Genomic DNA, 23,026 nt, shown 5'->3' on the forward strand with positions numbered 1-23,026 from the left:
TTTTCTAAAATAGTCCTAAGTCCTTTCCTTTTTTAACATATTCATCAAATGATGTAATTTTTTTTAGCTCGTCCTCTGTCAAAGGTCGTTCAGCTAAGTCTTTTGTTTGTAAATAGCTATTCAATGAGCTATCGTCTCCTAGTATAAATCTGTCTGCCTTTTGAAATTGCTCTGTATTTGAAATCAATTTTTCGGTCTTACAGAATAGTCCAGATACATTGTGCCTAACAATTAAATTTCTAGCATCCTCATCAGCATCAGGAATCAAGAACAACACATGTTTTTTATCGAGAGGAAGCTTCATTATGTTACTTGGGTCAAACGGAGTAATATGTCCACCTTTTAAATTTTGAAGGATTACAGGATTGTCGCTGGTAATAAATTCACTGTCAGCATCAGAAAGTTTTGAAACAAAAATGTTGTCACTTATCACTCTAATTTGAATGAGCTTTAGTGCTACCTCCAATTGAGTAATCACTTGTCCTGGTCTATTTTCAATTTTATGCTCGATTAAAAGGTCATCTAATGATTTATCTTTTATAGATATTTTGGTTCCCTCAAACAGAAAGTAATCTTTGCCTGTTTGTTGACAAATTGCAAACATTTGTGCATAGACTCTTTTCATCAAATCGTTATGCTGATTAATCCATTTGGTTGTCCTATAAAATGTGGTTACAACAGTTGAAATAATTAACTCTCTTTCCTCAGGGGTGACATTTGTTTTAGCTGGGTTAGTTAAAAGCGAATAAATATTATTATAATGTTGTTCAATTTCGTCAGAGTAAAATTTCTCTAATAACATTTGCTGATCTACAGTTTCTCCAGGAAGTGTATAAAGGTTTCGCTCAAGGCAAACGTTTTTGATATTGATTTCAAAAATCTTGTCAGATTGTGGATTGTCTATTGGTAGAGCCTTTACAAAAAATTCATCACCCTTCTGTTTACTGGCAAAATTTTTCAAATATGTCCTTGGAACGTAATGTTGCCGTTTAACTAAGTCTTTTGACATTTTCGTTTAGTTTGTCAAGATTTTACCTTATTGCTGCCAACGGGAGTCTGTGCATCAACTCCCTATCTAATTTATCTTTTGTGTTGTCCTAAACTGTGGCAGCTGAGGGTATGTTAAAAATGAAAGTTGAATGTGGCGTACCATCAAGACTGTCAGCAGTATATTATCAAATATAGTCAAAAAAGCGTCTTTTAGGCGCTTGAGGAATACCGAAAATCCAAGTATAGAAACAGTTCTCCTGAGATTGTAGGTTGAGAATAGAAGTGCGATCTCACCAAGTATTTGATCCTTTCCTTTCATGAGGACATAAGTGAAATCCCATTGTCTTTTGAAAGTTCCGAATTGATGCTCAATGATTTGTTGACGTTGGCGGTAGTAGTCTGGTTTTTGATGTACTCGCTTATTGTTGCGATCAATAGAAGATTGGAATTCGATTCGTTGGATGATTCTGCCATTTCTGGCATTGGTGCATTGCGATCGAATGGGGCAATGCTTGCAATCAGCTGTTCTGTAATGTTTAAAACGTGCAGCTGGATGTTTGGGCTTTTTAGATTTGCGATGGTAGATCATTTCATTGGATCGCAAGATGGAACCATTGGGGCAACGATAGGTATCGGATCCAGGGTGATATTTGAAGTCCTCGACCGGGAAGACTTGATTGGTGATATTGGCTGAGTTGGCTTTAGGTGAAACATAAGTGGTAACGTTGAGGGCTTCACAGGCTGCTAGCTGGGCGGCGGTATGATATCCTTTATCAGCGAGTACATCAAACTTAGTGATTTCCAAGTTTTCTTGAACCTGGAGGACCATGGATTCGAGGGCATGGGTATCATTGACATCACCGGTATCAAAGGCAGCGAGGAGCTTGTGTTTAGCATCACTAGCTGCTTGGATGTTATATCCTACGTTGACAATATTTCGGTGTAGGATAACAGCTTGAGCATCGGGATCGGTAGTGGACAGTTGTTCTTTACCGGATTGGATGATTTCATCTCCAAGTTCGCAGTACTGATTCCACTTGTCAATCTGATCGTTGATCTTGGCATGCAGCTGCTCTTTTTCTTCGTCATCATCAGCTTGATCGAGTTCTTCACAGTAAGCATCGATTTTGGCATCGATGTAATCCAGGTGCCGGTGGATTTTGGCCAAATTGTAGTTGTTTTTGAGGCTATTTTGAGCCCGGACTTTAAAAGAGTCGATCGCAATGGTTTTGCCCTCAATAAGTCTCCAGCCTTTGAGCATGGCAACAAAATGGCGAAAGACCTGACGAAAAGCTAGTGCATTCTGCTTGCGGAAATTAGCAATGGTCTTATAGTGAGGTCGTCTACCTTTTAAAAGCCAGATGACTTCCAGATTGACCTTACAGGCATGTTCTAGTTTACGGCAGGACCGGATGCCATTCTGATAGCCATAGAGATAAAGTTTGAGGAGTACACCTGGGTGAAACGGTGGGCGACCCTGTTCATTTAACTCAAGGTTTTTGAAATCAAACTGCTCTAGAGGAAGCACATCAATAAAAGCATCGATAATACGAACAAAAGCTTCTGGGTCGACCATTTGTTCGATCGAAGAGATGAACATTTGTTCGCGATCTTGACCTTCGACAAAGTCCATAATATATGTTCGTTGGTGATAGTATTAATTTACGAAAAAAGTATCACATTAAAAAATATAATTATAGGTTATTGCACAGTCTGACGGTGTTGTGATATGGAGCGGACGCAGCGACAGCAAGTCTGATCTCATATCACTTGTTAGAGATAGTCATTCTACTTTTTGTTTTGAGCATTCCATTGTTTAACTGCTGAAAAGTTGTATGCAATCATTCTCGACTCTAAGGTTTTGTGATAAGATTTAATCTCAACTCCATTATCACGAACGTCCAGTTGAAAACGTTTAAATGTATCTTCCATACCAAACTGAATTAGTAGTTTTTCAAGAACTATGGCTGATCTTATGAAGATATTACCATCGTTTATTGAAATTGGATATTTCTTTTTCATAAGAATCTCTTTAAAATGAGTTGAAATCACTCCCAGAATATTTAGTGCTCTAATACTGTTATGGGGATGTGATCCTTCTTCTGTATAGAATTCTTCTTTGCACATAGGTAATGCTAATATGTAAGCCATCACCGCACCAATGATTATTGCTGGCAGTTCATTTAAGTTACTGTTGTTCATTCGTCCTTTCATCCATTTATCAATTAATTGAAAGAGATGAGTGGCGAGACATATTCCAGCAAATGTATCCGCATCAAACTCTTCGGTTTGTATAACTTCATTATATTTACAATCTCCAGCTAAATAGTCTTCCCTTTCAAAAGATTCTTCTTGGGCGAATTGGATTAAGTGGGCAAATTCGTGATAAAAAGTGAAATGATTTATTGATTGTTCTAACATTTCTGAAATCTTATGACCAAGTTCTTTATTAAGATCAGCAAAGCTTTCAAGCCCTGGAATTTGTTCAAAGTCAAAATACAATCCGAACCACCGCTCCAATCTATAAACTATGCCTTTGTCAAAAGCAAGGATATAATGGTTATTTGATTTTTTTGCTTCTGCATATATTTCATTCTTCCCGTAATAAACTAAGTAAGAAGGATTTGCTCCAAAATGTGAGTTGTGTTTAAGGTTACCTGTGTAAAATTCAAAAAGTTTTTGAAAGTACTCTTCACCTGCATCACCTGTGTAATCGAACACTTTTGCTTCCTTAAGACTTGTATTGGCAATTAAGTATTCTAATGTCTGTTTATAATTCATCTTTGATTATCTCTAACTTGTTTATATACGCGTATTTTGTTCGGTTTACAGACTCATACGTCCTATTGTACGCTACTTCGTAGCGGTTTATCTCAACCATCGTATCTTAAACTTCTACGGATAGTGGTGCCTAATGGCATAGTGCTCCTTTGTACCAAATCTACATATTAGGGTAGAAAAGATCTAGTAAATGTTCATTATTTGTAATAAAAGGCAGTTTGATGATGCGTCCTGAAGAGGTTTATTGACCAAATGAGATTGGATGGTGAGTGAATATCCAGATTTAAACTCCATCCTGACATCCCATTCTGTGGACTATTGAGTTAGCCATGTGTCATCTGGTTAAAACCGCAACAGTTTCACCTACAGATACTTATAAGTTCCTAGAATACTGTAGTATTTAGTAGCCCCGCCAGGAATCGAACCTGGATCTAGAGTTTAGGAAACTCCTATTCCCCGCCCGACCGAACGTCGTTCGGGCGGGTATCCGTTTCGCCTTGCACTTGAAGAGGTAATTAGTTATATAATGGACCTATCTTTTTATTCAGAAAGCGACTGCCAGCAGCCGTTTTGAAATATTTCTCCCGAGTCCTGGCCTCTACAAAGGTGTCAAATACTTCGATGTATACAATCCGCCAAGGAATGAAAGATTTGGTTGATTTAGTCAGGCCAGCGTTGTGTTCATGCAATCGTTTCTCTAAGTCACTACAACACCCCTTATACCGTTTAGCATGAATATCAGATTGAATTACATAGGTGTAGTACATAGTAGTATTTTGTAGCCCCGCCAGGAATCGAACCTGGATCAAAAGTTTAGGCCCGCCCAACTTCGTTGTTCGGGTAAAAAAGTACGGGCCAAGTTAGTTACACGCTCATTATGACTTTTAGTAGCCCTGCCAGGAATCGAACCTGGATCTAGAGTTTAGGAAACTCCTATTCCCCGCCCGACTGAACGTCGTTCGGGCGGGTATCCGTTGAGCTTTGCCCTTGAAGAGGTGATTAGTTATATAATGGTCCTATCTTATTATTTATAAAACGCCTGCCTGCTGTGGTTTTGAAATATTTCTCCCGAACCCTGGCTTCTGCAAAGGTGCCAAATACTTCAAAGTATACCATCCGCCAAGGAATGAAAGCCTTGGTTGATTTAGTCTGGCCAGCGTTGTGTTCATGCAATCGTTTCTCTAAGTCACTTCAATACCCCTTATACCGTTTAGCATGAAGATCAGATTGAATTACATAGGTGTAGTACATAGTAGTATTTAGTAGTCCCGCCAGGAATCGAACCTGGATCTAGAGTTTAGGCCCGCCCAACTTAGTTGTTCGGGTAAAAAAGTACGGGGCCAGTTAGGTACACGCTCATTATGACTTTTAGTAGCCCTGCCAGGAATCGAACCTGGATCTAGAGTTTAGGAAACTCCTATTCTATCCGTTGAACTACAGGGCCTAACTTATTATTCAGAAAGCGTCTGCCAGCAGCCGTTTTGAAATATTTCTCCCGAGCCCTGGCTTCTGCAAAGGTGTCAAATTCTTCGTAATACACCAACCTCCAGGGGGCAAATGGTTTTGTGGATCGGGTTTGACCAGAATTGTGCTCTTTCAAGCGCTTGTCCAGATCTTGACAACAACCTTTATATCGCCGGCCAAATGAATCGGATTGAATGACGTAGGTGTAGTACATACAATGCTGTTGAAGTGTTTAGTATCCTGGATCAAAAGTTTAGGAAAGTACCATTCACTATCCGTTGAACCCCGCCTGAACGAATTCAGTCGGGCAGGTACGGGGCCATCTGGTGGTTCAGCATGCAAATTTGGTTATTCCCGGCCATTTCACCAAACAACGGGAAGGCTTCGAATAAACTACCTCGACAACAGATAGGCTTTGATGGCTTCCCCAATTTCACGGTCGCCGGCCTGGTTGGGATGCAAGCCATCCCTATAGTGCTCCGGATGCACCACCCGGAACAGGCTTAGAAAGGAGATGCCTTTTTTTGCCGCCAGCAGTTGGTATTGCTGCTCCATCCTGGCCAGTAATGGGGGAGTAATGTCATATCCTTTCGCCAGGTTGATGGAATCCATCAACGCGGGATTGACATTGCAGGGTGCGATGAGTACGATGTCTTTGGGCTTAAAGTAATGCAATGCTAAATCTATAGCCACAGCAATGCTGTCCACGCACTCGGCAATCTTGACATCCCCGGGCCGCGGGTCCCGCGCCGGCAAGTCATTGACACCCAAAAACACCAATAACAGGTCAAGGTCCGGATATTGATTTAAGTAGGGCGCCAGTTCCGCCCGTGCCTGAACGGCCCGGCGACCACCCCTCCCGGCATTGATCGTGCTGAAAGAATCCAGGTTGCCTACTTCCTCCACCCATTCGCCATACGCCGTTATGGAATCCCCAAAACATAAAATGCGTTTGGTTTGAACTTCCTTTACGGCGAAAATGCTTATAAGAAACAGACCCAGGAAAATGGTGTTGTGGATTGGATTCATGCTTATTGATTGATTAGCCCAAGGAAACTTACAACAAATTAGTGCTAACGCATTGAGTGGTTAGCTTACCAAATCATATACGGTTTGTAGAGAATCTAATATTATTACCTTTTATCAAAAAATTGAGGAAGATTTTTTATGGAAATTACATTGTACCGTAATGTCATTTGGTTGCATGTCGTTGCTTAGCGTATTCGTTCATTTTTGTTCCGGCAAAAACGAACCAAAAACCTCGTTTCACGCAAAACTCACTTTAGCTTCGGATCAACTGTATGTGGTTCAGGATATTAAGTTCTTCGGAGTCACCATTTTTGCGGCAAACGCACGCCTCACCGTCTTTCGACGGCTGCAAAAATGCTGTTTTGAATTGTTCAAACAGTTGCGTGAACCCTCCTGAAGAGATATCGGTAACTTGAAACTACCACTTTTGAATATAAGCAACGTGAAAAACCTTAGCTGCAATAGTTTGGTCCTAAATTGTGCATCCTAAATGAATGGCAATAAGCAGAGCTTCATAACATTCTTTGGTCGAGTATTCCTATCCTTGTGTAAACGGTCCTGGGTTATGCCATCGCTTAATCGTTCAGTACTTAGCTTTATGCATCGCCTGCGATTGGATAGGCCATAATCCCAAACAGGCTCGTAAGTTTGGACTGGGTTCATTAATTTTTACATCAAATCCGTTGAAGTGCTAAACAAAAAGATTGGAGTTTCCCTTGCGCTGTTGATCGCAGTGACCTTTTTCGCCGCTTTTAGCGCTCGTGAGAAGAATGCGCAGCGCGAAGCTGTATTAATGCAATCGCTGTTGTCGAGTCTGAGCACCTTCCATATCCAACCGTTGGACATCGATGATCAGTTCTCTGAAAAATTGTACAACCTGTATCTGAACCGCGTCCATGGCTCGAAATCCTGGCTGACCCAGGAAGATCTGGACGTGCTGGAAGGGTACAAATGGCAATTGGACGATGAAGCCAATGAAGGATCCTTCGCTTTCCTCGATCAGGTGATCAAGTTGGAGCAGAAAGCCCTCCGGAAAACAAAAAAGTACTACCTGGAGCTGCTCTCGAAACCATTCGATTTTACGCATAACGAAGACTACGACACCGATCAAAAGAAAAGGCCCTATGCCAAGAATGATGAGGCGCTGAAAGAATACTGGCGGCAGGATTTGAAATGGGAAACGTTGACGCGTCTTTCAGAAAAAATCACCAAAAAGGAAAATAACGAGGAAGCATACCGAAGTAAAAGCAATGAACAACTGGAAGAGGAAGCCCGCAATGAGGTGCTTAACCATTACAATGATTTATTTTCCGGGTACGAAGCATATACACGCACCGAAATCATTAGCGAATACCTGAGAGCGCTGACCAACGTCTTCGACCCCCATTCGGACTACCTGGAACCTGCCGGAAAACCAGCGGACGACGCAGCGCAGATCAAAAGACTGGAGGGTATCGGCGTATCCCTGACAACCCAGGGCGGATTCATCGTAGCGGATGAAATTACCTTCGGCGGGCCAGCCTGGAAGCAAGGTATCCTGCAAGTGAATGACCGGATCGAAAAAGTCGCGGAGGGTGACCGGGGAAAGTGGACCGACGTTACCGGAATGAGCGATAATGAAGTGGTCCAACTGATCCAGGGCAAGCCGGGTTCAAAAGTCCGCCTTGTCATCAGAAAGCCGGATGGATCTTCCCATGAAATCGCATTGATGCGCGATGTGGTCATTGTGGAGGAAGATCTGGCAAAATCCCTGCTCCTAGAAACGGGAAATCAGGAATTAATCGGCCTGATCCATTTGCCGGACTTTTATGGGGATTACGATCATGACAACGGAGTGCATTGCGCGGATGACGTTGCCATGGAAATTGAAAAGCTCAGGAAGGAGGGCGTCAAAGGCCTGATCATCGACTTACGGGATAATGGAGGTGGCAACGTGGGGGAAGCCATCAAGATGACCGGATTATTCATCGGGGAGGGTCCGGTCATGCAAACCCTGGAGCGGGAGCGATACGCCTTTCGCCCGGATGGACCTCCCGTTTTGATTGGCGGTAAGCCCGAGGTAAATAGCGATGAAGATCCCAGTGTGCTTTACGACGGGCCACTCATCATCCTGGTCAACAAATACACGGCTTCCGCGGCAGAAAATGTAGCGGCAGCATTACAGGACTATGGCAGAGCCATTATCGTAGGAGAAGGTAATGCGACCTGGGGGAAGGGCTGCGCGAGTTCTGACTTTGACCTGGACCGGTCCCCGATTGTCAAGCCCAAATTCATGCCGCTGGGTACCGTCACCGTGACGACTTCCCTGATCTACCGGGTGACAGGAGGCTCCTACCATCTGCAGGGCGTCGTGCCGGATGTTGCTCTACCCGCAGCTAACAGGTACCTGGGATTGGGTGAAAAGCAGTACGACTTTACGTTGCAGTGGTCAGAAATTGAACCGGTGCCTTTCGGGCAAAAGGTATATAACCTGAAAAACCTGAAGGAAATTCAAACGCTCAGCGCTGAACGGGTAAAGCAGAACCACGCATTTTCGGAAATCGATCGGTATGCTGCATTTTTAAAGAAACTCCGGGATGAATCCGCCTGCACGCTGAATCTGGATGGTTATCGTCAATATCTGAGCAAATTAGAGGCAGAAAAAAAACCGTTTGACAATCTATTCACCACCACATCCATGAATCGGGTGAGAAACCTTACCGCAGATATGCCTTCCCTTGAAGAAGATGAGAATAAAAAGTCTCGTAATGCAGAATGGGTTACTAACGTGGCGGGCGACATCTACCTCATGGAGACGCTCAACATCATGCAGGACCTGCTGGGGGGGAGTAACTAGGAGCATGGACGATGGATTTAGCCGACGCCATTCACTTTGAAGGCAACGGTGGAGAGGCTCCGAAGTACCAGTTACGCTGATGCGCTATTTTTTATCCGTTGCATGATTTGGTTGATCAAATAATTGTACTTTCGAGCCCAGATTAGATGTTTTAGCCTGCGTCTTTTGGACGGATTTCTGGTAACCGTTACCAGCAAGAAATTCCACAGGCTAGTGAACTGTATTCACATTGTTAACTTCAAAAACCATTTACTTTTATGATTAAGCATTTTAATCACCTTCTGCTTGTCCTTTCCACGCTGTTTATCGTAGCATGTGGTGACCTTGGGACAGAAAAAAATTACAACGGCACGCAGCTTTTTTACACTTCGGATATCACGGATGCGGAAGCGGATAAGGTTGGAGAATACCTGGTGTCATCAGGTTTTGCGGACGGCCAGGAAAAAACCGTACAACTTGCCAAAACCGGAGGCACCTATGAATTCAAGATGGTGGTGAAAAAGGGGTTGGAACAAGACCAGGAGTACGCCACTTTGTTTAAAAACTTTGCCGCGGAAATGTCCAGGGACGTATTTGGTGGCGCCCAGGTTGATTTACATGCCTGTGACGAGAACCTGGAAACATTGCGGGTCTTCCCCATGGCCATGGAGTAATCTTCAATCCTTTTTAGATTTATCGATCTCCTGAATTATTTTCCAGGAATACCTGAACAGCCATGCATCAACAACTGATATCTTTTGTTGATGCATGGCTTTGTTATCTGTTGGCAAATCGAACACGGAGATCAGGGATGTTAATACCACGAATATGCGTAAAATCCTAGTTGCCGCATGGATGGTGTTTAGCACTATTTCCTGCCATCAAAGCACCGTTGCAGAAAGAGAAAGTGCAGCGGAACGCGTAAAAGAAGCCCTCACGCTGGAACTGGTTCAAATCCATCAACGGGGATACATCAATGGATTTTCAGTAGCGATTGTCAATGAAAATCAACTCTTGTATGCAACCGGAATCGGATATGGCAATAGCAAAACCCGTGAACCCTACACGGAGCAGACCATTCAGAATATTGGTTCCATATCAAAAACGCTCATCGGAATAGCCCTGCTGAAAGCCCAGGAAATGGGAAAATTAAAATTGGATGATCCGATCAACAGCTATTTGCCCTACGCAGTTAATAATCCCTGGTTCCCGGAAATACCCATTACCATCAGGCATCTGGCTACACATACATCCACGATGTTGGATTCCTATCGTTACTTTAATCAATCGTATGTCCTCGCACGGGATGAAAGCAGCTCCGATTCCATGGTTTATCGGGCATTGCGAAATCATGGTGTGACTTTTAAACCAGCTGCTGCCAAAATAGCACCGGAAGAATTTCTTCGTAAAATGCTGGTTCCTGGTGGGGAATATTATGGCCTGGAAAATTTCTCCAAATATCAACCGGGTGAACGATTCGAATATTCTAATGTAGGGGCTACGCTCGCCGCAGTAATACTTGAACAAGCTGTCGGGCAATCATTTGATGAATTTACAACCGGGCATATCTTGATGCCCTTGAAGATGGATGCTTCCGGGTGGTCGTTTGATGCTGTTTCCATGGAGCACCATTCCAGGCTTTATTTGGAGCCGGAGCTGGAATTGCCTTTGTATTCGCTGATCACCTATCCGGAGGGTGGCCTATTGACCAATATCCATGATCTCGGAACCTATTTAGTGGAACTCATCCGGGGATATAATGGAGATGGTCTTATCCTTTCGAAGGATAGTTATCAGGAAATATTTAGGGCACAATTGACCGGTGAAAATTTTGCAGAACGTCCATTGGACAACCCCTATGCCGATGATTATAATTATGGAATCTTTATGGGATTTACGCCAACCGGATATATCGGTCATTCAGGATTGGAGCCCGGGGTATCAACTTATATGTTTTTTAATCCAAAATCAAACACCGGCAGGGTTTTAATAACCAACACTAATTTCTTAACCAGTGTTGAAGGAGCGGAGGAGTTCGATGCGATCTGGAATGTGCTAGGTAAATATGAGCATCAATTGAATCAACTATTATATAGGCCAAAAGAAGGCTATTAATCCAAATCAGCACGGAGCCTTCAATTTTGTCAAAAACGACAGGCGGGATCTACTCTACTGTAATCGGAACCGTTACTTCTGCGGTCACTGATTGTCCATTTTTGTAGTGAGAATGTAATGATCTACTTAATTATCAGATAAAACGGTAAGAATAAGCTACCGCTATCGATAACCTAAGGGAGAACCCATCTCAGTACATCGATATGAAATTGAAATTAGTGCTTTTGCTTTTGTGCCTTCCCACACTTTCTACGACAACGACTCCGGTATTGCGAAATCCCGGATTGCCGGCTAGCGAAGCCTTTGTCATCCATGAATACCTGGATGCAAAAACAGGTTACGTCACTTCGACGATCCACATAGAATTAAAAGGGGATAATGATTCAAAATATTATGCCATTGTTGTCGACGAAGGTGGACTTTACCGCAATGAAATAAATGTGAACTACGCAGATCTAACGACCATTTCCGAAAAACGCATCGATCTGAAGGACAATAAAGTGGTTCAATCTTTTGAGAAAAAAGGGGACCAGGTTCATTTTTTCAATGCAGAAAAATCCCTTGATAAGACCTATACGACCAATGAAACGAACATTTATTCTCCCCTGGCTTATCTGGTGGCTTTCCGGGGATTTCCCTTCAAGCAGGGGAATCGGGTTTCCTTCAAAACCTACATGTATGCTTATGGTGGTGTGTTATCCATGAACCTGGAGCAAATTGGCGTAAAGACCGTCGCTGTGAAAGCCGGGACATTTACATGCAATGTACTTGCACTTTCGGTGGGAGGTTGGCAGTCCTTGTTTGCACCGGAGAAATATTATTTTTACTACTCCGTTGACTATCCCTATCCGTTTGTCAAATTCGAAGACATGGAAGATGGAAAGTTAATGGCTGATGAGCTGATGCGTAATCTGGATTGACTGGGATGGGGATATCCCTTTGGCCAGCTTCTGAATCACAATCCGTTGGCTGATCAATTCCCGGATTTGCGCTGGAATCAACACGTCTGTTTTAGCAAGGTCTATTCAAATTTTCTCCCTATCTTTTGCCGGGAGAGATTCTTCTTTTTTGGTAATCATCACCAGTCCAATTACACCTAATTAGTTACCATGAACCATATAATCCGCACAACCCTGTTGATTTTAATGCTAACAACGACTGCCAATGCGCAGAATAAACCAGCGTATCAGTTGTTCACCAATCAGGGTGCAATCGCCGATTACGACCAGATGATCGTTGATCTGGCGAATAGCGATATGGTCTTTTTCGGAGAACAACATCACAATCCCATCTCCCACTGGTTGCAACTGGAAATGACCAAAAGTTTCTTTGAGATCAAGGGACAGGAATTGTACCTGGGTGCCGAGATGTTCGAAAATGGCAATCAACTGGTCCTGGATGAATATTTGCAGGGTTTTTATCCGGAGGATAAGATGATCCCGGAAATCACGCAGTTGTGGGGAAACTACAAGACCGATTACAAGCCCTTATTGGATTTTGCCAAGGCCAATGGATTGCGGTTTATCGCGACCAATATCCCCCGCCGGTATGCTTCCATGATCAATACCTATGGCATGGAGGCCCTGCGGAAGTTAAGCCCCGAAGCCTTGGCTATGATCGGGCCGGATCTGGAGAAATATTTTGACCCAACCGTGAAAGCTTACGCGGAAATGGCCGAACACATGGGTGCGCATGTGCCGGAAAATATGTTGAACATACAAACTGCACAGGCTTCCAAAGATGCCACCATGGCTTATTTCTCCCTGAAAAACTTCTCGCCGGGAAATCTGCTCCTCCATTTTGATGGCTCCTATCATTCCAATAACGATCAGGGCATCATCTGGTGGATCAACAAAACGCATCCGGGTCTTACCATTAAATCCATCACCACCGTTGATCAGTCCGAATGGGATAAAATGACCGGAGAAGAAAAAGGGACCATCGCGAATTACATCATCGTGGTCCCGGATAACATGACCCAAACCAAGGGATAATCCGACGCGATCAGGCTCCGTCCCCAAACATCAACAGGATACCCTCCAAAGGCTCGTCGTTTTCATTGTAAAACTCGTGTTCCATACCAGCGGGAATGAAGATGGCTTCGCCCTTGGCAACACGAGAAGTGACACCGTTGATGATCATCATGCCCTGTCCATTGGTTGCTATGAATAAGGTAGGGAAAGGATTGCTTCTGGATCGCTCGTCCTGATTGGCATGCTGACCTTTTTTGACCGCCACAAAGGCAGACCGGAATCCTTCCTGATAGTAAAATATGCTGGCCTGGGCTCCATGCGTCATCCTGGTATAGTCCAACCCGAACGGTATCCGTTCCGGCACCCCTTTTGTCCAGAAATGAAACATCGTCGATAGGAGGGTGTTCAGGAAACCGGCGTCCGGCTGAAAGCCCTCCATCACATCCGCGTCGAAGGGAGCGAAATCCGACTCAAAGGCCTTGGCAGCTCCGGTCAATGCATTGAGGGATCCTCGTTCAATCTTCTTTAATGTTTCGCCATCCGTATAAAAATAAAAGGTAGGCTCTGCCGGCGGCCCGGCCGTTACTGCAACATGAGCAGGGGAATCATCTGTTTTGGCAACCGCTTTAACCTGGTAAAATTGGTTGTCCACTTTAACCCCAAAGGTTACGTCGGATTTTAAGGTAACATCCTGTTCATAGTCTTTCGCGAACCCGTTAAGGATGGATAAGACGTTGATTTCCTGGGCTGATGCAGGGTTATTAACGAAAATAATTGCAAGCAGGAATGGCAGGAAATGTTGACCCGCCACCTTTGCAGGCATTCTGAATTTCAATTTTTTGTTTAGCATGACGATTTCATTTTAGTTTCATCAAAAGACGGGACCTTCCCGATCAAAAGCCATGTTATCCATGGAATAGGGATGAAAAAAGCCTGCCTGGGGATGAATGGTGGGTTGATTTACCGGGTGAGCTGTTCGATACGCTGGATAAGATCCTGCTGTCGCGACCGGGCAACCTCAATGATTTGCGGAACCCCGTTCAATTTCAGTTGAAGCTTTCCGGAAACTGTCCTGGAAGATTCCAGGTGGATCAGATTGACCAGGGTGGAACGGTTGCAACGCACGATGGTGGGCCCTGCAATCTTTTGCCCCAGACCAGCCAGGGTGGAGCGGATCAGGTATTTTTTGATTTCGTCGCCTTCCACATAATTCAGGCTGGCATAATTGTCCTCCGACTGGATGTACACTACATTCTGAAGGTTCAGGGCAATCTTATCTTTTTTGTAATCTCCTGAAAACAAAACCACATTTTCCAGGTCCGGATGATCATCGCTGACGGAAACAATGGCTTCATATTCTTTAACGACTGTGGTATGCCGGAAATAAAAGAGGGTACCTGCTATGGGAAACACCAGGATGGAGCCCATCTCCATCAAGTGTTTCAGATAACTGTGGAAGTGAAAATCATGAAATCCCCCAATCACGTTATAAAACAGGAAAGAGATGGATCCGATGAGGGCTATTTCAAAAACAAGCCAGCCATAGAACCATAAACCCTGGCTCCACCGAATCCGTTTGGGCCTGATGATAAATTCACCAACCAGAAAGCTCATGAATATGATCAGGCAAAATGCCAACAGTGCCAGCGCCAGCAGCGGGGTTATTTTTTCATCCGGGCGATAATTATTGATGCCGAAGGGCTGAAAGAAGAGCAGGAAGGTATACGAAAAAAGACTGCAGGCACCTGCCAGCACGATTTTGTATTTCTTCCCGGTTGTAAAATCCAGCGTCGATCCAGCGCTCATAGGATATGAAAAATACGCTTTTCAGTGGTTTTCTTGCAATGCATCGGCAGAACCCGGTTTTCCGACTAAGGGAATTTCAGGCAAATGCTTCCTGTCTGTGTTATTAGCTCAATTATAATGTCTAAACTCCTTTTCTTCTGAACTTCCTTACCAGGGTAGGCTGGTAAAACCCATATTACGCCTTAATCATCGCCATACAGCGCCTGGTATTCATCAGGTAACTCGGTCAATGGTTTGATGCGGATATCCCGGTAGAAGACCTCCGCAGCTTCACTCTGGAGCTGGATTTTGCCTTCGATCATGGGCACCTCCTCTCCATCCGGAGTGATGTAGCGGGAGTTTTGCAGGACCATCACCACATGCCCGTTTACGATGTGGATACTCTTGCCCTCGAAACAAATCAGATCCAGTGTGGTCCATTCCCCATCCGGGCTTTCGCGATTGCAGGAACGCATGCAAAAAGACTCGGAACCCGACTTGAACGGGTGGAATGGTTGGCTGATATCTGCGACCGAATTCATGTTCCCTTCCGGTAGGTAAGACCGGATGTCAATGGCTGAATTGGCTTGGCACCAGAAATCACCCATATGCCCTTCCATCACCTGGAATTCCTGGGATAGCATCCAGGACCGCCAGTATTCGACCCCAGCTTTGCCAATGGAATGGTAGAGGATGCCCGAGTCCTTCAGTTTATCCAGGCGGGACACGTATTTGGTATCTCCCCATTTAACCTGCATCGTCAGGTGATAGTTTTTATAGGATTTTTTGGAAAAAAGGCATCCGTAGATTTCACCGCTCACCCGCAAAATGGGCCCTTCCGGGCTCTGTATGACCGAGAATACATGTGTCTCGTCTTTGTTGTACCCAATCGGGGCTATTTCATGGCCCTCGTCGTCGACAGGTACCTTCCCGTTGTAGTCGATTTTATGGCGATAACTTAAGTAATTCTCCCATTTTGTCAGTCCGGAGTCCAGTAGTGGCTCCCAGCCATCTTGTTGAGGATCCGGCCATGAAAAGATTGCACCCCAAAAGGCAATTAAGGCAAAAAACACCGTGCTCATCCTTTCTGTTTTATGATGGTATAAAGATAGGACTACGAGCTTGGAATAAGAGTGACCTTTGCTGATAATTTGTAGGACTACTTTACTTCCATTTTTATTACTCCGGTCCAATGATCGGGGACGCCCTTTGACAAAAAAATGTTCATGATATTGAAACCTATGATGTAACTTCAGTAGGATTTTCATTCAGGGAATAATTCCACCTACTTATTTGGTTTTTAAGTCTTAGAGGATACCCTTCCAGATTGATCATTAACTCTGGAGCAGAATGAATGGGACACCTTGTCTGATCATCCTATGCTCAGGGTGAACGAGATATTTTTTAATCCTAAAACCAATTCAATGAAATTCAATTTTGTATTCATTGTAACTGCTATCCTCTATGGTTTTCTTGGCCTCGCAACAATTTTTTTTACGAAAGGCATGTTGGATGCAGCCGACATTGAATCTGAGATACCTTATGGGGTGATCATGGCCCTTCGGTTTTCAGGGGTAGAAATGTTTGGCCTTGCCATTATTGCCTGGTGCGTACGCAATGCTGCTGCTTCTCAAGCGAAAGCAGGCGTTTCCCTGGGATTTGCGATCTATTTTTTATGCCATGCATTAACCAGTCTGTATGCTCAGTTTACGGATCCCTCCAACAAGGTCCATTGGGTGGCTGCAACCATACAAATTCTGCTGGCAATTGGATTCTTTATGGTGAGCAGGTCGAACGATTCGAAATCGGCTGGTTGATGGCAAATTTGCTGTCTTAACCATCAAGTTCATCCAATAGTTTAAATGTTGCTCTGCAGGAATTACAGACAGACAACCTGCATTGGCCTGGCTTACGTTTTTCAAATACCCGGGGGATTCTTCCCGTGGCGAACCAACCCGGGGGATTGCTGTTTAATAAACACAAGCAGCAATAATGGAAGAAAACGAATACCACGAAGTAGAGGAATCACAGAACAAACCATTGCTGGCGGGGAAGGTATTGCCAGGTAACCTGAACATCATCCCGCTGTTCAAGCGGCCTATATTTCCTGGTATTGTGATCCCGATGCTGATCGACCGCAAGGAAGATATCGAATCGGTTCAAAATGCATTGGACAAGGACAATGGCAACGTGGGTTTGGTCTATGTGAAGGACCAGGTTGGAGACGAGATCGAATATTACGATTTGGGGACTATCTTCCATGTCTTCCGGTCTAATCCCATGCCCAATGGCAATTTGCAGATCCTCGGTCAGGCGGTGAAGCGCTTCCGGAAAAAACGTATTTCGCTGGTGGTACCCAGGCTGCGGTGGGAAGTGACCTATTATACGGACCCGGAGGATAAACCCGGCACCGAGCTGAAAGCCTACATGCTGGCGATCAGCACCCAGGTGAAGGAATTGCTGCAACTGAATCCTACCTTTAAGGAACAGGTCAACCAGCTGGTATCCCAGTTGAACTACGATACTCCCGGGCTGACCATGGACCTGATTTCCAACCTCCTCACCACCGACAGCGATGATCTGCAGCTGCTGCTCGAGAAGATTGATCTACAAGAGAGGGCTGAGTTCTTAATGGAATTGTTGCGGGAAGAGTACGAGGTGGCTAAGATCCAGCAGAAGATCAACGATCAGATCAACGAGAAAGTCCAGGAACAGCAACGGGAATTTTTCCTTAGAGAACAGCTCAGTGCGATCAAAAAGGAGCTGGGGCTGGAGAAAGATGAGACGGAGAATGAAGTTGAACAACTGCGCGAAAAACTGGCGGGCAAAAAATTACCTGCGGAGGCACAAAAAGTGGTTGATGAAGAGATCCAGAAGATGCAGGTCCTCAATCCACAGTCACCGGAATACAATGTCACGCGCAATTACCTCTTATTAATAGCTGATTTGCCCTGGGGAGTTTACTCCCAGGACAGTGTCGATATCAAAAAGGCCAGGCGCATTCTGGATCGCGATCACTACGGCTTGCAGGATGTAAAAGACCGCATCCTGGAGTATTTGAGCACCATCATCAAGCGGGGCAGGATAGGGGGATCCATCATCTGTCTGGTAGGCCCTCCTGGAGTCGGGAAGACTTCCATTGGCAAATCCATCGCTTCTGCATTGAATCGCAAGTTTTTCCGATTTTCGGTTGGCGGTATGCGTGATGAGGCAGAGATTAAAGGGCACCGTCGGACGTACATCGGTGCCATGCCGGGAAAAATCATCCAGAGCCTGAAACGGGTAGAGACCGCAAACCCGGTGATCATGCTGGATGAGATCGATAAGATCGGTATGTCCTTCCAGGGAGACCCAGCCAGTGCATTGCTGGAAGTCCTGGATCCTGAACAGAACCAGGAATTTATGGACCACTACCTGGATATCCCCTTTGACCTTTCCAATGTTCTCTTTGTAACCACGGCCAATCAGCTGGACACCATCCCGGGGCCCTTGCTGGATCGCATGGAGGTTATCCGACTATCCGGGTACATCATGGAGGAAAAGGTGGAAATTGCCCGGAAGTACCTGGTTCCCAAACAGCTGGAAGCCCATGGTTTTAAGCGCAACGAGATCACCTTCACCAAAACAGCTCTGAAATACATCATTGACAATTATGCCCGTGAAGCTGGGGTACGAAACCTGGAAAAAGCCATCCGGAGAATTATTCGCAAGGCTACCCTGGCCCTGGCTGAGGGACAGGAGGCTGACCTGCACATCGACAAAGAAGACGTTGAAAAATTCCTGGGTAAACCCATCTTTCACACCGAGCAGCTGTACGATAAGCCGATTCCCGGTGTCGTGCTGGGGCTGGCTTACACTTCTTTTGGAGGTGCCACGCTATACATCGAGGCTGCTGCCATCAAGTCGGCGCGCAGTGGGTTTAAACAAACCGGTCAACTGGGGAGTGTGATGCAGGAGTCTTCAGAAATAGCCTACAGTTATGTGCGTTCACTCCTGAGTCATGATGAGCGCTACAGTAAATTTTTTGATGAGAACTTTATCCATCTGCACGTACCAGCAGGAGCGACACCGAAGGATGGACCTTCTGCCGGGGTGACCATGGCCCTGGCCCTCTACTCCCTGGCCGTCAATAAAGCGGTCAAACCAGGGATCGCCATGACCGGTGAATTATCCCTCACGGGTAAGGTTTTGCCGATTGGTGGAGTTCAGGAGAAATCCATCGCGGCCAAACGAGTTGGTATCAAGGAGTTGATCTTTCCTTTAGAGAATAAAAACGACTTTGATACACTACCCGACTATGTCAAGAAGGGCCTTAAGGTACATTTCGCTGGTCATTTTTCCGACTTACTGGATGTCGCATTTCGAGGAAAACCACCTGTGACCTCCTGATACAACGAGGATTATTCGACCAGGATTTTTTGGGTTTGTGTTCCCTGATCAGTAGTTGCCGTTAAGAAATAAAGACCTGGTGACAGCGAATTCAGGGGGATCATATAGGTGCCAGCGGATATCTCAGTCTGTTGCATCTGACGGATCATTTGTCCATTAAGGGCGTACAGTCGGACCCAAACGATGGTATTCATGGTGTGGCCAAAATCAAGGTAGATCTCATGACTTACAGGATTGGGATAGGCATTAAAGAGTCGATGTTCTTGGTCCAGTCCCGGATGCCTTCCGGAAGTCAGGGGATTGCCAAGCAGGTCCCTGGTCAGGTTTAGGAAATCCTGCCCATAGCCTTTGAAGGTATATCCCAGCGTATATTGTTTGCTCGTTGGACTGCTATCGGTATTGGTAGGCTGGGTCAATATCGTCGGTTCGATCTCTGTGTCCTCATGCCATTCGTTCCAACTGGTGATCATGACCAGTTGGTTGGCAGGATCAATGAATGGGCGGGATACTTTGATGGTATATTCGTAAACGGATGTCAGGGGATCTTCACTTGATAATTGCCGGGGCAAAATGAATCCATCATCAATCCTCCGATTATTAAATCCAGGATAAACATCTGGTATAAACAACTTACTTTTTGATTTTAATTCCTGCTGACGTGAAGCTTCCGCGCCAGCAAAGTGATTGAGAAAATCAATATCATTGGGGTATTTTCCGGCTGGCATGGATTGAAGGGAAATGTATGGTGATGCACCATCCAAAACCGAAATATGATCCTTATCAACCGGATTATAAAGATCCATATCTCCAATCAGGAACAGATCAACTCCTTTAGCGGACAGCATCTGCCGAACTTCCTGGATGGCTTGTTGGTATTGGCCGGAATAAATGTGTTCGAGATATAAGAAAACTACGTATTTGCCGTTGATTTTCAGATAATTGGATTCGCTGAAGTAGGTGTCTGCCAGATAATTGAAATGATCTTTAAAATACGCGATGTTGGCCGTATTGAATTCGATTTGCCCATTGTCAAAGCCCAAGATGGCTGATTCGTAGTAAACGGCAAACTTAAGATCCCTGTTCCTGATCTCAGGTAGGATGTTTTGCTTTAAAACTACATCTTCCCGCGAATTTGGGCCCCACCAACTCGATACAATAAAGTCGATCCCGGATGCTTCCATCCAGTCGAAATGTTGATTGATAACGGCTTTTGAGGCACTGGAATAATGCCCAAGTTCCGGGGGCTGAGTGGGCACCATGTAATAACGTGCGTACTGTCCGGGCCACAGATGATGGGATAATTCGGGCTGGTACCACGGGTAATAATAGACGCCGGTCTGGTAATCGGCCCGATGGATGGTCCGCGATACAGAAAGGCCGCTGAATGACCCGGCATGCCCATCGGCATCATTAGCTACCATCAGGTAGTAATACAATTTATCCCGTTCGATGCCTGCGTCCACATAAGCTATTTGATCGGAGTCCAATGAAGCGATACGATTGGAGGCGCCCGTTTCGAAATTAGCCGAGGTGGACCGGTAGATCGAATACGATTTTGCTCCGGATACCGGCTTCCATTCCAACTGGATCACTTCATCCAAGCCATAACTGCGAAAACCCGGAGGAGCAATTAGAGGGACATACCCAATAGGGGCAGTTGACGTGACAATGGAAGCATTCCCGAACCGCGCAGCATTGTTTTTGTTATGAGACCGGTCAAATACCCAGTCACTATCGGAAAATTCAAAATCCAGGTACAGTTCCAGGTTAGCTTCGGCCCCGGTTAGTTTCTCATGCATACGCGATTGGATGAGCGCGGCGGAGATCTCTTTGCTCCAAATCCTGATTTCATCCATGGTGCCAATAAACCGGAAGGTAGCTCCCGGATAACCTAAAAATTCACCGATGCGTAAAGGGGCGGTGGACTGGGTGTTGTAATCGCTTGAAGAGGTGGCAGCAATTAATTCACCATTCTGATAGATTTTACTGGAGTCCCTGGTGAATACATAAGCAAAATGGGTCCACCGTTTACCTCCTATGCCCGGGAAGGCATGAATTTCATTGGAGGGCAAATAGAAAGAAAATACGGGTAATGGATATTGCTCACCGGCAAGACGGATGTTGAACCCCTTGTCATCTCCCCGTTTGTCAAACAGGGTTTGTTCTCCTCCCGGAGCGGAGGATGTGGATTCGGAATAGAGCCAGAACTCGATGGTCATCTCAGGCGTTTGCAAACTGGCCTTGTTTGGCACTTCCAGATAGGCGCCTTCCCGATCGAAACGGATGGCTTTCTGAGCAACAGCATGGCTACTCGATAAGATCAACACATAGAGGGAAACCATTCGAAGAATGCAGGACACCGCGCAGTTCCGATGAGCAATGGACATGGGTTTTCATTTTTGTGCCTTTTGAAGATAGGGCATACCAGGTTCTAAAACAACCGCAACTGGCCGTCACCATCCTTTTTCATTTTGCGGTCATCCATGACGGTCCGTCCGCCATAATGTTCTTTGTGGTTCCATTCTTCCTGGATAAAAGCGTCGTAACCGTCCGGATTGGGTTGGAACTGATTTTCCATTTCTTTACTGCGGGTATGCAATTGCTGTAATGCTTTAAGTTTATCCGAATGACCAATTTTAGCTTTTTGAATCGCCTGATCGAGGATCCGGATTGACTCATCATAGACTTTTAGTGGTACCGGAAAGGGATGACCGTCCTTGCCTCCATGTGCAAATGAATAGCGTGCAGGATCCGAAAAACGGCTGCTGGTCCCGTAGATAACTTCTGAAACAAGGGTTAATGATTGTAAAGTCCGTGGACCCAGTCCGGGCAGTAAAAGGAAATCTTCAAAGAGTCCTGGCTGTTGATCATGGGATAATGCAACGACAGAACCCAGCCGTTTCAGGTCAAAATCGGTCAGTCGGACGTCGTGGTGCCTCGGCATGAAGAGCTTCTTAATTTCGGGCAACAGGTGTGCGGGATGCTCGTGACTCAGGTCCAGAATTTTGTCGCGGGTTGGATTGGCGTCGCGGTGGGTCAGGTTAAGAATGAGCCCCTGATTGTCACCGCACACACCGGCATGTGGTTCATCGACAAATGATCGAAGCGCCGGCCCGTGCCAATGATATCTTCTGGCGTATCCGGAATCACCATTCATGCCTTGCTGTACGATGGTCCATTTGCCTTCATCGGTAACCAGAAAGGCGTGTAGGTAAAGCTGAAAGCCATCTTGCACAGCGGTGTTATCGACTTTAGCCGTCAGTTTGCTGGCCTTCACGAGTTCAGTTCCATTAAGGCCTAACCGGTCTGATAGAAGAAGTAGTTCGTCCGGTGTTTTCCTGGAATGTTTTCCACGGCCTCCGCAAACATAAATGCCCAATTCATTGCTCCGATCCTTCAGGCCTTTCTTCAGTGCCCCAATAACCGAGGTTGTAATGCCGGATGAATGCCAATCCATCCCCATCACCGACCCGAGAGCCTGGAACCAGAAAGGATCTGCCATGCGTCGTAGTACTTCGTCTTTACCGAATTCATAAACTACCGCCTCGAGGATAGCTCCTCCCAGCAGGGCCATGCGCTCCGCAAGCCAGGTAGGCACCCGGCCACCATGAAGTGGTAAATCGGCAAATCCACTGCGTCGCATGTCAAAGGATTACAGTAAATACACCTGAAATAACGCAATCGT

Annotated in this window: 18 protein-coding genes, 1 tRNA gene and 1 pseudogene; 7 read left to right on the top strand and 13 right to left on the bottom strand. The window is 45.3% G+C overall.

Annotated elements, in window-relative coordinates:
- Positions 1-4 precede the first annotated feature (4 nt).
- From H6570_05330 to H6570_05365, 8 genes and pseudogenes are all read right to left on the bottom strand, one after another.
- The gene (locus tag H6570_05330) at positions 5-1,009 is read right to left on the bottom strand and encodes a DUF4238 domain-containing protein (GenBank protein ID MCB9318683.1); all 1,005 of its coding nucleotides are present in this window, start codon (positions 1,007-1,009) and stop codon (positions 5-7) included.
- Positions 1,010-1,075: 66 nt separating this feature from the next.
- Entirely contained in the window at positions 1,076-2,623 is a 1,548-nt protein-coding gene (locus H6570_05335) for an IS1182 family transposase (GenBank protein MCB9318684.1), read from the bottom strand.
- Positions 2,624-2,778: 155 nt separating this feature from the next.
- Positions 2,779-3,771, bottom strand: coding sequence for a hypothetical protein (locus H6570_05340; protein MCB9318685.1), 993 nt, complete (start codon positions 3,769-3,771; stop codon positions 2,779-2,781).
- 515 nt (positions 3,772-4,286) lie between these two features.
- Entirely contained in the window at positions 4,287-4,538 is a 252-nt protein-coding gene (locus tag H6570_05345; protein MCB9318686.1) for a GIY-YIG nuclease family protein, read from the bottom strand.
- A 232-nt stretch (positions 4,539-4,770) separates the two neighbouring features.
- A pseudogene (locus tag H6570_05350) lies at positions 4,771-5,022 on the bottom strand (GIY-YIG nuclease family protein).
- A gap of 121 nt (positions 5,023-5,143) precedes the next feature.
- Positions 5,144-5,215 (bottom strand) — tRNA-Arg (locus H6570_05355).
- Positions 5,189-5,449: a GIY-YIG nuclease family protein gene (locus H6570_05360; protein MCB9318687.1), complete on the bottom strand. Its 261-nt coding sequence runs from the start codon at positions 5,447-5,449 to the stop codon at positions 5,189-5,191. Before H6570_05360 ends, H6570_05355 begins: the two co-directional genes overlap by 27 nt.
- 179 nt (positions 5,450-5,628) lie before the next feature.
- A complete protein-coding gene (locus H6570_05365; GenBank protein ID MCB9318688.1) occupies positions 5,629-6,264 on the bottom strand; it encodes an SGNH/GDSL hydrolase family protein in 636 nt (211 codons plus the stop codon).
- Between the two features lie 688 nt (positions 6,265-6,952).
- Between H6570_05365 and H6570_05370 the strand changes: the two genes are divergently transcribed.
- From H6570_05370 to H6570_05390, 5 genes are all read left to right on the top strand, one after another.
- Positions 6,953-9,100: a carboxy terminal-processing peptidase gene (locus H6570_05370; GenBank protein MCB9318689.1), complete on the top strand. Its 2,148-nt coding sequence runs from the start codon at positions 6,953-6,955 to the stop codon at positions 9,098-9,100.
- Positions 9,101-9,357: 257 nt separating this feature from the next.
- Positions 9,358-9,753, top strand: coding sequence for a hypothetical protein (locus H6570_05375; protein MCB9318690.1), 396 nt, complete (start codon positions 9,358-9,360; stop codon positions 9,751-9,753).
- A gap of 154 nt (positions 9,754-9,907) precedes the next feature.
- Positions 9,908-11,194: a beta-lactamase family protein gene (locus tag H6570_05380; protein ID MCB9318691.1), complete on the top strand. Its 1,287-nt coding sequence runs from the start codon at positions 9,908-9,910 to the stop codon at positions 11,192-11,194.
- A 203-nt stretch (positions 11,195-11,397) separates the two neighbouring features.
- A complete protein-coding gene (locus H6570_05385) occupies positions 11,398-12,114 on the top strand; it encodes a hypothetical protein (protein MCB9318692.1) in 717 nt (238 codons plus the stop codon).
- Positions 12,115-12,303: 189 nt separating this feature from the next.
- A complete protein-coding gene (locus H6570_05390; protein ID MCB9318693.1) occupies positions 12,304-13,188 on the top strand; it encodes a ChaN family lipoprotein in 885 nt (294 codons plus the stop codon).
- Positions 13,189-13,198: 10 nt separating this feature from the next.
- On the opposite strand, the gene H6570_05395 is transcribed toward H6570_05390, so the two are convergent.
- The 3 genes from H6570_05395 to H6570_05405 form a co-directional block, all read right to left on the bottom strand.
- Positions 13,199-14,017 carry a cupin domain-containing protein gene (locus H6570_05395; protein MCB9318694.1) on the bottom strand — a complete coding sequence of 273 codons (819 nt, stop codon included), beginning with the start codon at positions 14,015-14,017 and terminating at the stop codon, positions 13,199-13,201.
- A 110-nt stretch (positions 14,018-14,127) separates the two neighbouring features.
- Complete coding sequence (locus H6570_05400) at positions 14,128-14,973, bottom strand: LytTR family transcriptional regulator (protein MCB9318695.1); 846 nt, start codon at positions 14,971-14,973, stop codon at positions 14,128-14,130.
- A 182-nt stretch (positions 14,974-15,155) separates the two neighbouring features.
- Complete coding sequence (locus tag H6570_05405) at positions 15,156-16,034, bottom strand: DUF1080 domain-containing protein (GenBank protein ID MCB9318696.1); 879 nt, start codon at positions 16,032-16,034, stop codon at positions 15,156-15,158.
- 342 nt (positions 16,035-16,376) lie between these two features.
- Here H6570_05405 and H6570_05410 point away from each other — a divergent pair, with 342 nt between their 5' ends.
- Positions 16,377-16,769, top strand: a complete 393-nt coding sequence (locus H6570_05410; GenBank protein ID MCB9318697.1) for a hypothetical protein — start codon at positions 16,377-16,379, stop codon at positions 16,767-16,769.
- 175 nt (positions 16,770-16,944) lie between these two features.
- Positions 16,945-19,341, top strand: coding sequence for an endopeptidase La (gene lon / locus H6570_05415; GenBank protein MCB9318698.1), 2,397 nt, complete (start codon positions 16,945-16,947; stop codon positions 19,339-19,341).
- Between the two features lie 11 nt (positions 19,342-19,352).
- Here the strand turns inward: lon and H6570_05420 are convergent, their stop codons facing one another.
- Both H6570_05420 and H6570_05425 read right to left on the bottom strand, forming a co-directional pair.
- Positions 19,353-21,728, bottom strand: coding sequence for a T9SS type A sorting domain-containing protein (locus H6570_05420; protein ID MCB9318699.1), 2,376 nt, complete (start codon positions 21,726-21,728; stop codon positions 19,353-19,355).
- A gap of 44 nt (positions 21,729-21,772) precedes the next feature.
- A complete protein-coding gene (locus H6570_05425) occupies positions 21,773-22,984 on the bottom strand; it encodes a DUF763 domain-containing protein (protein MCB9318700.1) in 1,212 nt (403 codons plus the stop codon).
- Positions 22,985-23,026: the final 42 nt, after the last annotated feature.

The organism is Lewinellaceae bacterium (assembly GCA_020636135.1).
Taxonomy (GTDB): Bacteria; Bacteroidota; Bacteroidia; order Chitinophagales; family Saprospiraceae; genus JAGQXC01.

What these genes read in the sequence shown, in the direction of transcription:
- H6570_05330 (MCB9318683.1), bottom strand. Translation starts at nt 1,009, where the DNA reads ATGTCAAAAGACTTAGTTAAACGGCAACATTACGTTCCAAGGACATAT.
- H6570_05335 (MCB9318684.1), bottom strand. Translation starts at nt 2,623, where the DNA reads ATGGACTTTGTCGAAGGTCAAGATCGCGAACAAATGTTCATCTCTTCG.
- H6570_05340 (MCB9318685.1), bottom strand. Translation starts at nt 3,771, where the DNA reads ATGAATTATAAACAGACATTAGAATACTTAATTGCCAATACAAGTCTT.
- H6570_05345 (MCB9318686.1), bottom strand. Translation starts at nt 4,538, where the DNA reads ATGTACTACACCTATGTAATTCAATCTGATATTCATGCTAAACGGTAT.
- H6570_05360 (MCB9318687.1), bottom strand. Translation starts at nt 5,449, where the DNA reads ATGTACTACACCTACGTCATTCAATCCGATTCATTTGGCCGGCGATAT.
- H6570_05365 (MCB9318688.1), bottom strand. Translation starts at nt 6,264, where the DNA reads ATGAATCCAATCCACAACACCATTTTCCTGGGTCTGTTTCTTATAAGC.
- H6570_05375 (MCB9318690.1), top strand. Translation starts at nt 9,358, where the DNA reads ATGATTAAGCATTTTAATCACCTTCTGCTTGTCCTTTCCACGCTGTTT.
- H6570_05380 (MCB9318691.1), top strand. Translation starts at nt 9,908, where the DNA reads ATGCGTAAAATCCTAGTTGCCGCATGGATGGTGTTTAGCACTATTTCC.
- H6570_05385 (MCB9318692.1), top strand. Translation starts at nt 11,398, where the DNA reads ATGAAATTGAAATTAGTGCTTTTGCTTTTGTGCCTTCCCACACTTTCT.
- H6570_05390 (MCB9318693.1), top strand. Translation starts at nt 12,304, where the DNA reads ATGAACCATATAATCCGCACAACCCTGTTGATTTTAATGCTAACAACG.
- H6570_05395 (MCB9318694.1), bottom strand. Translation starts at nt 14,017, where the DNA reads ATGCTAAACAAAAAATTGAAATTCAGAATGCCTGCAAAGGTGGCGGGT.
- H6570_05400 (MCB9318695.1), bottom strand. Translation starts at nt 14,973, where the DNA reads ATGAGCGCTGGATCGACGCTGGATTTTACAACCGGGAAGAAATACAAA.
- H6570_05405 (MCB9318696.1), bottom strand. Translation starts at nt 16,034, where the DNA reads ATGAGCACGGTGTTTTTTGCCTTAATTGCCTTTTGGGGTGCAATCTTT.
- H6570_05410 (MCB9318697.1), top strand. Translation starts at nt 16,377, where the DNA reads ATGAAATTCAATTTTGTATTCATTGTAACTGCTATCCTCTATGGTTTT.
- lon (MCB9318698.1), top strand. Translation starts at nt 16,945, where the DNA reads ATGGAAGAAAACGAATACCACGAAGTAGAGGAATCACAGAACAAACCA.
- H6570_05420 (MCB9318699.1), bottom strand. Translation starts at nt 21,728, where the DNA reads ATGTCCATTGCTCATCGGAACTGCGCGGTGTCCTGCATTCTTCGAATG.
- H6570_05425 (MCB9318700.1), bottom strand. Translation starts at nt 22,984, where the DNA reads ATGCGACGCAGTGGATTTGCCGATTTACCACTTCATGGTGGCCGGGTG.